The following is a 9,020-nucleotide window of genomic DNA, read 5'->3' as shown; positions in this document are numbered from 1 at the left end:
CAGCGGGGCCGGGACCGCGGGGGCCGGCCGGCCGGCGGCCGCGGCCCGGACCCGTCGGATGTGGTGCGACAGTCGCGTCGGTCGCGTCAGTCGCGTCAGTCGCGGATGACGGTCTTCGTCCGCATCAGGAACTCGCCGAGGTAGCCGTCGTGCGGAACGCCCGGCCGGATCCAGTACGTCGGGTGGTCGCCCAGGTAGACGTTGCTGATGGTGGGCTCCTGGAGCAGCGCGTCGATCAGCGCCTCGTCCTCGGTGAACGCCGTCAGCACCAGCGAGTTGCGCAGCGGGCCGATCCCGTCGGCGGGCGACCACGGGGCCACCCACACGCAGGGGAAGGGCAGTTCGATGCCTGCCTGCTCGGCGTCCGGCCGCTCCAGCCGGTGCACGGCCGGGCGCAGTACGGCGCTCCCGTCGCCGAGCTCCTCCACGACGCCGTCGCCGCCGAGGTGCGCCGTGGTCCCGGCCGCCTTGGCGAGCAGGAACTTCTCGATCGCACGGGCCCCCTCCACCGGCTGCACCGCGAGGACGGCCTTCTCGTCCTCCGGCGGCAGGCTGGGGATCGTGGCCAGGCGCTCGGCGATGGCCTGCGCGAGCGGCTCCGGGTCGCCGTCGATCAGCACGGTGGTGGCGTTGATGCAGGCCACACCGCCCTGGTGGCTGATGGAGTCCACGATGGTGTCGAGGTGGTCGCGCCAGTCGACACCGGCCGGGACCAGCATCTTGGAACGGCCGGGACCCTGCGGCAGCACGTTGGTGCCCGCGTACTTGCGCACCACGTCGTCGCCGCCGTACACGAGGCCGTAGTCGGCGCTGCGCAGGATCTCGTCCGCCGCCTCGTAGTCCGTGGGCAGCAGCACGACCTGGTCGGGGCCGAAGCCCGCGGCCCGCAGCGCCGAGATCAGCCGGTGCGGGGTGAACGGCTCGCGGCGCGAGGGCCGCACCGCGACGCGGTAGCCGAGCGCGAGGGCCTCGACCCACAGCGAGTGCGGTCCGGGGTGGTTGCCCGCGGCGTGCACGGCGAACACGTCACCGCGCCGGGTCCACACGGCGCTGCCGCTGCGGGTGTCCTCGGCGCGCCAGTCGTCCACCGCGCCGGCCGGCCGCGCCTGGTACGCGGCGAACCGGGACTGCTCCGTCGCCTCGATGATGGCGGCGGTCGCGGCCTGCACGACACCGATGGGCACGCCGGAGACGCGGGCGACCGTGCGCTCGTACGCGGCGAACGACAACCCGTCGATGGTCTCCTCGGCGAAGATCCTCCCGGCGCGGGCCAGCGCCGCCGTCCGCTCGTCGGCCGGCAGTGAATCCGCCTTGCGCAGGGCGTCCATCGCGCGGGTCACGAACAGCTTCGGGACCAGGCTGAGTTCGGCGACCGGCGCACCCGTCACATCGGTGACGGTCGTGCGCTTGCGCGCGCGGAACGGTCCGGCGGGCCCGAGCGCGTCCAGCGTGATCAGGCCGGCATTCATTAATAGACCCCTTCGATGACGGTCTCGTTGTCGAACTCCTGGACCGGCGCGATGTCCGCCACGGAGTCCCCGAGCTGCCAGATGCCCTCGGGGCCGGGCACGCGGGTCGCGTAGTCGCGCTCCAGGTTGTTCGGCATGAACAGGCTCTTGCTGATGTGGTGCATGACGACCTGGCCGCGCTCGCCGTACGGGACGGTCTCGCGCGTCGCGGGGTCGACCACGTCGAAGATCATGTGGGGGGAGAACGGGTCGTAGATGCACGGGTCGTCGTCGGACAGGCCCGGACGCTCGCTGGCGTTGCCGAGGATCATCGTCGAGCCGTAGCCGCTGTAGAGGTGCGCCTTGGGGAAGACCTCGGTGCGGTAGAGGTAGCGGGTGTCGGCGTCCATCTGGGTGCCGACCCAGTTGATCGCCTTGACCTTCTCGTCGATGAGCTTGGCGAGGTCGTCGCGGCGGGCCAGGCGCTCCAGGACCGGCGGCGTGCACATCAGGACGCCGATGTCCTGGGTCTGGAGCAGGAAGGCGACCTGGTCGACGATGTGCTCGGCGTACGCGCCGGCCTCGGCGCCCTTGCCGTCGGAGATGAGCTTCTTGACCCAGCGCGGGTCGAGGTCGACGGTGAAGGCGAGACCGCCGCGGAAGGCGGTCTGCCGCTTGATCACGTCACCGACCATGTGGGGTCCGGTCGGGGCGACGACCAGCCAGTTCACGTTCTGCGGAACGCCGTGGCGGTCCAGCTGGGCGCTGCTCCAGGCGAGCAGCCGGTCCAGCCACTCCTGGAGCAGGACGATCCGCTTGGGGGCGCCGGTGGTGCCGCCGCTCTCGTAGACGCCGACGACCTCGGGCTTGTCCCCGTAACCACGGGGTATGAGGTCCTCGGCCCGTACGTTGCGCAGTTCGTTGGCGAGGTTGGGGAACCTGTTGAGGTCGGCGAAACCGCCGATGTCGGTCAGCGGGTCGAACCCGAGAGTTCCTGCGCGTTCCAGCCAGAACGGCGAACCCGTTTCCGGGGAGAAATGCCACCGCAGGGCGGCGCGCAGGAATTCGTCGGGGTCCGGCTGGGTGTCGAGTGGAAATTCCAGCAAGGGATCAACGATGGACACAATGCTCCTTCCGGATACGGAGTAACGCCGTACTCCGGGCATCGTGCGCCGGGCCGCGGGAGCCGGTCCACGTTATTCGGGTGAGTACGTCAACTGTCTGTGTCAGGTCAGCTGGATCCCGACGGTCCGGTTTGCGCCACCGCTGTCGGGGAGTTCGTCGAGGACCATTCCGAAGTGGGTGCGGTAGGCGTCCAGAAGGTCTTCGTCGCTCGAAGGCTTCTCGATCGTGCGCTCTCCCCCCTCGATCCTGACCAGGCGATTCCCCTTCAGGGTGACCCGGCCGTCCGCGAGCGCCAGCGAGCAGAACAGCTCCTGGAGGAACGGCGAGTCGGGGCTGCTGCGCCACCACCACAGGGTGGGCCCGAAGTCGTCGAGGCGGCAGGCCCGGTCGTCGATCCGGTAGAGCGGGGCCCCGTTCAGGGACACGTCGAACCCGCCCTCCGCGGCCGCCTCGACCCGGTACTCCCCGTGCGGGTCCCGCTGCACGTCAGCGGTGGTGAACCGGAGCGGATGGCGGCTGTTGCGGCCGAATCCGGCGTCGACCAGCCAGGGCCGGCCCTCCACGGTCACCCGCAGGGCGAGGTGGCACATCGCCGGCCCCAGCCCGTCGGGCCGGTAGACCCGGCCGGGCAGGATCTCGACCTGGTGGCCGAGGGCCTCCAGCAGGACCGCGAAGGCCGAGTTCACCTCGTAGCAGCCGCCGCCGCGGCGACGGCGCACGATCTTGTCGACGACCTGCTCGCCGAGGTGGATCTCGCGGTCGAGGTGGTAGTCGATGTTTTCGAAGGGCACCGAGAGGACATGCCGCTCCTGAAGGTGGCGCAGACCCTCGAGATCGGGCCGCTCCGGCCTCTTCGCGCCAATTCGGTCGAGGTATTCGGCCACTCCTGCGTCGTCCAGCATCGCATTCTCCTTGACGATTCGAACCCGGCAGCGTACGCCGAATGAAAATACACGGCCACCGGTGGTCCCCGAATCGAGCTGACGGACAATCCGGCACCTGACAAAGTGCCCTTCCACTTGTTGCCGCGTTCTCGCGCGGTTACCAGCATCGGATGGTCCGGAGTCATCCGACGCGGCACATTCGGTTCGAATGGGCACCGTGGAGTCGGCGTGACTGACCGCCCGCCGATGACGATGGAGAACCCACGGCAATGGCCACCTCTGCCGCCCCCAGCCCCTCGCCTGAAACCGGATCCGAAGACCGGACCGCAGCCGCGCCCGACGGCGCCGTGCTCGCGCACACCAGTGCCGGTGTGATCGCCGGCGAGCGCTCCGGCCGGCTGTCCGTCTTCCGCGGCGTCCCGTACGCCGCGCCGCCGGTCGGCGCCCTGCGCTTCGCCTCGCCCCGGCCGCCCGTGCCGTGGAGCGGGGTGCGCGACGCCACGGCGTTCGCCCCCGAGTCCCTCCAGCCGATCATCCCCGGCAGCGGCGAGGACTCCCTGTACGCGAACGTCTGGACGCCCGCCCCGACCGGCTCCGCCGGCCCCGGCCCCGACACCGACGCCGGCCCCGACGCCGCCAAGCCGGTGCTCGTCTACATCCACGGCGGCGGCTGGATGGTCGGCGGCGGCAGCCTGCCCGTCTACGACGGCGCCCGCCTCGCCGACCGCGGCGACCTCGTCGTCGTCACCTTCAACTACCGTCTCGGCGCCCTCGGTTTCGGGCTGCACGAGGAGTTCACCGACCCCGACACCGGCGACTTCGCCAACTGGGGCCTCCAGGACCAGGCGGCGCTGCTGCACTGGGTCCACCAGAACGCCGCGGCCTTCGGCGGAGACCCGGACAACATCACCGTCGCCGGCACCTCCGCCGGCGGCGCGAGCACCTGGCAGTTCGCGCTGCTGCCCGAACTGCGCCACATCATCCGCCGCATCGTCCCGATCAGCGCCTGCCACGTCTGGGAGCCCGCCACCTCGCTGTCCCCCGCCGACTCCCGGCAGGCCTACGAGGCCGTCGCGCGCCGGCTCGGCACGACCGTGCCCGGCCTGCGCGAGGTTCCCGCGGCCGCCCTGATGGAAGCCTGGGAGGAGGTGTTCGGCGGGCTGCCCGGCGAGCGCGAGGTCGGCAGCGGCCGCGAGTTCCGCGGCCCGGTCGTCGACGGCCGCCGGATGAGCGCCTTCGACTACGAGCTGCCCACCCCCGAGGTGCCGGTCCTGGCCGTCCACACCCGTACCGAGGGCTCGTTCTACACCGGCCCCTGCCCGCCGCAGCCCACCCCGACCCCGCCGCCCACCGACGCGGCGGAGCTCCGCGAAGCCGTCCGCGGCGTCCTGGAGAAGGGGATGGAGAAGGTCCCGTACGAACTGGCCGACGCCTGCATAGCCGCCTACCGCGAGGCCGCGGAGGCCGACGGGCTGCCACAGGACCCGCTGTCGCTGTGGACGGAGATCTGGGGCGACGCACTGTTCCGCTACCAGATCGTGCGGCTGTCCGAGCGGCACGCCCGCCACGGCCGCTCGCCGCAGTACGTCATGGAGTTCGCGCAGCCCGTACGGGCCCCCCACCACGGCACCCCGCACGAGGCGACCTCGCCGTTCCTGTTCGGCACGTACGCCGACCCCGCGGCGATCGCCGCCACCTACCCGGTACCCGAGACCACTCCGCTGTTCCACGACGGACCGCACGAGCGCGCCGTCTCCGAGACCTTCATGGACCTGGTGGCCGCCTTCGCCCGCGACGGCGTGCCCACCGGCCCCGGCGCCCCCGCCTGGCCCGTCTTCGACCCCGAGCACCCCAGCACGCTGGTCCTCGGCGGTGAGCCGATCGCCGAGATCGCCACCACGTCGAAGGCGCGCCAGCTGCGGTTCTGGGACGAGTCCGGCTGGGTCCCGCGCACCTGACCTGCCCCGCGGCCGCCCTGCCGCCTCCCAGCAGGCCGGCTCCCGCCCCCAGACACGAATGAGGTTCCTGTCATGGCAACACTGGAAACACCCGCCGAGACCGCCACACCGGCGCAGGTGCCGGAAAGCACCTCCCTGAAGAGCTGGTTCGCCGTCATCTCCGTCGCCGTCGGCATCTTCACCCTCGTCACCGCGGAGCAGCTGCCCATCGGGCTGCTCACCTCGGTCGGCGGCGCCCTGCACGTCTCCGAGGGCACCGCCGGGCTCATGGTGACCGTGCCCGGTCTCGTCGCCGCGCTGTCCGCGCCGCTGATCCCCGTGGTCGTCGGCCGCATGGACCGCCGCTTCCTGCTCGTCGGCCTGATGACCGTGATGGCCGTCGCCAACCTGGTCACCGTCCTCGCGCCCAGCTTCGGCATCCTGCTCGCCTCCCGCGTCCTGGTCGGCATCACCATCGGCGGCTTCTGGGCCATCGCGGGCGGTCTCGCGTTCCGGCTCGTGCAGCCGGCGGCGATCCCCCGGGCGACCGCGCTGATCTTCGGCGGCGTGGCCGCCGCCAACGTCCTCGGCGTACCGACCGGCACGCTGATCGGCGGTCTCGCCGGCTGGCGCACCGCGTTCGCCACGCTCGGCGTCCTGGCCTTCGTCGTCCTCGTCGCCCTGCTCGCCCTGCTGCCGTCGCTGCCCGCCACCCAGCCCGTCAGCGTGCGCGAGCTGATCGGCCAGTTCGCCAACCGCGGCGTCCGCTCCGGCATCATCGCGACCGCCCTCATCGTCACCGGACACCTCGCCGCGTACACGTACGTCAGCCCGATGCTCCAGCAGGTCTCCGGCATCGACGAGGACCTGATCAGCGTCCTGCTGCTGGGCTTCGGCGTCGCCGGCATCATCGGCAACTTCGTCGCCGGCGCGGCCGTCGCGAAGAACCTGGGCCGCACCATGGCCGTCATCATCGTCGCGCTCGCCGCCGCGATGCTGCTCTTCCCGCTCCTCGGCAAGACCCAGGCCGGCGGCATCGCCCTGCTCGTCCTGTGGGGCCTGGCTTTCGGCGGCGTCTCCGTCAGCCTCCAGACCTGGATGCTCAAGTCCGCGCCCGACGCGATGGAGGCCGCCTCGGCCCTGTGGGTCTCCGTCTTCAACCTGGCCATCGCGCTCGGCGCGCTCGTCGGCGGTCTGATCGTCGACCAGGTAGAGCTGATCACCGTGGCGTGGCTGGGCGGCGTCGTGGTGCTGCTCACCGCGCTCACGCTCCCGAGCCTGCGCACCGCCGGCAAGGACGCCCGGTGAGCAGCCCGTTAGAAATGAAGGGAACCTCCTCCGTGACCACCACCGCCGTGACCGCCGACGACTTCGCCGCGCTCGCCGCCGAGCTGCGCGGGCCGCTGCTCCTGCCCGGCACCGACGCCTACCAGGACGAGACCGAGGTCGGCTTCAACCGGATCCTGGCGGACAGCCGGCCGGCCGCCGTGGTCCTCGCCGACGGCACCGCCGACATCATCGCCTCGGTGCGCTTCGCGGCCCGCCGCGGCATCGCCGTCGCCGTCCAGGCCACCGGGCACGGCGTCGCACGGCCCGCCGACGGCGCCCTGCTGATCAACACCCGCAACCTGCGCGGCGTACGGATCGACCCGCGCACCCGCACCGCCCGCATCGAGCCCGGCGTCCAGTGGAGCCGGGTCATCGAGGAGGCCGCGGCCTTCGGCCTGGCCCCGCTCAACGGCGCCTCCCCCGGGGTCGGCGTCGTCTCGTACACGCTCGGCGGCGGCCTCGGCCCGCTCGGCCGCTCGTACGGCTACTCCGCCGACCACGTGAAGAACATCGACCTCGTCACCGCGGACGGCGAACTGCGCCTGGTGTCCCCCGAGGAGCACCCGGACCTGTTCTGGGCGCTGCGCGGCGGCAAGGGCAACTTCGGCGTGGTCACCTCCATCGAGATCGGTCTCTTCCCCGTCGCCCGGCTCTACGGCGGCGGCCTGTTCCTGCCCGGCGAGCACATCGACGAGATCCTGCGCACCTGGCGCGACTGGACGCGGACCGTGCCCGACGCGATGCAGTCCTCCATCGCCGTGATGCGCTTCCCCGACATCGACGTCCTGCCCGAGCCGGTCCGCGGCCGGTTCCTCGCGCACATCCGGATCGCCTTCAACGGTTCGAACGAGGAGGGCGAGGAGCTGCTGCGGCCGCTGCGGGAGATCGCCCCGGCCGTCCTCGACACCGTCGCGGACATGCCGTACACCCGGGTCGCCGAGATCAACATGGACCCGACGATGCCGTTCGTCTACTACGAGCGCTCCACCCGGATCCGCGAGCTCGACGACGCCGCCGTCGACACCCTGCTCCCGCTGATCAAGGAGGGCGTGGACGCGGTCCGCCCCGGCATCGAACTGCGCCACCTGGGCGGCGCCCTGGGCCGCCGGCCCGAGCACGCCAACGCCCTGCCGCACCGCGAGACCGCGTACACGCTGTTCGCGGGCGCCCCGGTGTGGCCCGAACACGTCCAGGACGTGCGGGAGTTCCAGGAGCGGCTGATCGAGACGATGGAGCCCTGGCGGATCGGCGGCCCGTTCCTCAGCTTCATCAGCGCCCTGGAGAGCACCCCCGAGCACATGCGCTCGGCGTACGACGAGGCGACGTACGCCCGGCTCGTCGAGGTCAAGGACGCCCACGACCCGCAGAACGTGTTCCGCGTGAACCACAACATCCCGCCGACGGGGTGGTCCCGATGACAGAGGAGAAGACGAAGACCATGCTCAGCGATGCGATGGTGGACGCGTACCTGGAGCGCATCGGCGCGCGCCGGCCCGAGAAGGCCGACATCCACGCCCTGCGGCACCTCCAGGAGCGCCACGTGCTGTCGGTGCCCTTCGAGAACATCGACTACCACGTCGAAGGCGCCGAGCTCGGCCTCGACCGCGAGTTCCTCTACGAGAAGATCGTCACCCGGCGGCGCGGCGGCGGCTGCTACGAGCTGAACCCCTCCTTCGGGCACCTCCTGGAGGCGCTCGGCTTCTCCGTGGAGATCCTCGCCGGCCAGGTCTTCCTCGGCGGCGCGTTCGGCGCCCCGCTGTGCCACCTGGCGCTGCGCGTGCGCCTGGACGGCCAGGACTGGCTGGTCGACGCGGGCTTCGGCAAGAACAGCCGGTTCCCGCTGCAGACCTGGTCGCAGGAGGTCCAGAAGGACCCGCACGGCGATTACCGGGTGACCCGGCCCGAGGAGGGCTTCCTCCAGGTCCACTTGAACGGGAACATCCAGTACCGCCTCGACGAGCGGCCGGTGCGCATCGACGACTTCCACCCGACCCTGTGGTGGTACCGCACCGCCCCGGATTCGGTGTTCCTGCACAACCTCATCGCTTCGATGCAGAGCGACGCCGGCCGGGTCACCGTCAACGGCCGTGAGCTGACGCGTACGGACGAGAACGGCACGGTGACGACCCCGCTCGCGGACGACGCCGCCCTGCGCGCCGCGTACGAGGAGCACTTCGGCATCGTCATCGACCCGGCGGCCATGCCGAAGCAGCCGGACGTCGACCCGGCGATCCGCATCATCATGCAGATCGACTGATTTCTTTTTCCCCTTGTCGACGAACCCCTGTGCCGCACGC

The 9,020-nt window shown here is 71.5% G+C and carries 7 protein-coding genes; 4 read left to right on the top strand and 3 right to left on the bottom strand.

Annotated features, from left to right (window positions below):
* Positions 1-95 precede the first annotated feature (95 nt).
* From ACFXA3_RS25435 to ACFXA3_RS25425, 3 genes are all read right to left on the bottom strand, one after another.
* Positions 96-1,469, bottom strand: a complete 1,374-nt coding sequence (locus tag ACFXA3_RS25435; RefSeq protein WP_385190510.1) for an aldehyde dehydrogenase family protein — start codon at positions 1,467-1,469, stop codon at positions 96-98.
* Positions 1,469-2,572, bottom strand: coding sequence for a phenazine antibiotic biosynthesis protein (locus ACFXA3_RS25430; protein WP_385190508.1), 1,104 nt, complete (start codon positions 2,570-2,572; stop codon positions 1,469-1,471). Before ACFXA3_RS25430 ends, ACFXA3_RS25435 begins: the two co-directional genes overlap by 1 nt.
* A gap of 102 nt (positions 2,573-2,674) precedes the next feature.
* Complete coding sequence (locus tag ACFXA3_RS25425; RefSeq protein ID WP_385190506.1) at positions 2,675-3,475, bottom strand: arylamine N-acetyltransferase; 801 nt, start codon at positions 3,473-3,475, stop codon at positions 2,675-2,677.
* A 251-nt stretch (positions 3,476-3,726) separates the two neighbouring features.
* On the opposite strand from ACFXA3_RS25425, the gene ACFXA3_RS25420 reads away from it, so the two are divergent.
* The 4 genes from ACFXA3_RS25420 to ACFXA3_RS25405 all read left to right on the top strand — a co-directional run bounded on the left by ACFXA3_RS25420 (position 3,727) and on the right by ACFXA3_RS25405 (position 8,980).
* On the top strand, positions 3,727-5,415 hold the full coding sequence (locus ACFXA3_RS25420) for a carboxylesterase/lipase family protein (RefSeq protein ID WP_385190504.1): 1,689 nt from the start codon (positions 3,727-3,729) through the stop codon (positions 5,413-5,415).
* 72 nt (positions 5,416-5,487) lie between these two features.
* Positions 5,488-6,702 carry an MFS transporter gene (locus ACFXA3_RS25415; protein WP_385190502.1) on the top strand — a complete coding sequence of 405 codons (1,215 nt, stop codon included), beginning with the start codon at positions 5,488-5,490 and terminating at the stop codon, positions 6,700-6,702.
* Between the two features lie 32 nt (positions 6,703-6,734).
* Positions 6,735-8,141: an FAD-binding oxidoreductase gene (locus ACFXA3_RS25410; protein WP_385190500.1), complete on the top strand. Its 1,407-nt coding sequence runs from the start codon at positions 6,735-6,737 to the stop codon at positions 8,139-8,141.
* Positions 8,138-8,980: an arylamine N-acetyltransferase gene (locus tag ACFXA3_RS25405; RefSeq protein ID WP_385190498.1), complete on the top strand. Its 843-nt coding sequence runs from the start codon at positions 8,138-8,140 to the stop codon at positions 8,978-8,980. The genes ACFXA3_RS25410 and ACFXA3_RS25405 overlap by 4 nt, the downstream gene beginning before the upstream one ends.
* The last annotated feature ends 40 nt before the right edge of the window (positions 8,981-9,020 follow it).

The organism is Streptomyces sp. NPDC059456, assembly GCF_042750055.1.
GTDB lineage: Bacteria > Actinomycetota > Actinomycetes > Streptomycetales > Streptomycetaceae > Streptomyces.
The sequence above is the reverse complement of the archived record's forward strand: the minus strand, read 5'-3'. Positions and strand labels throughout refer to the sequence as shown.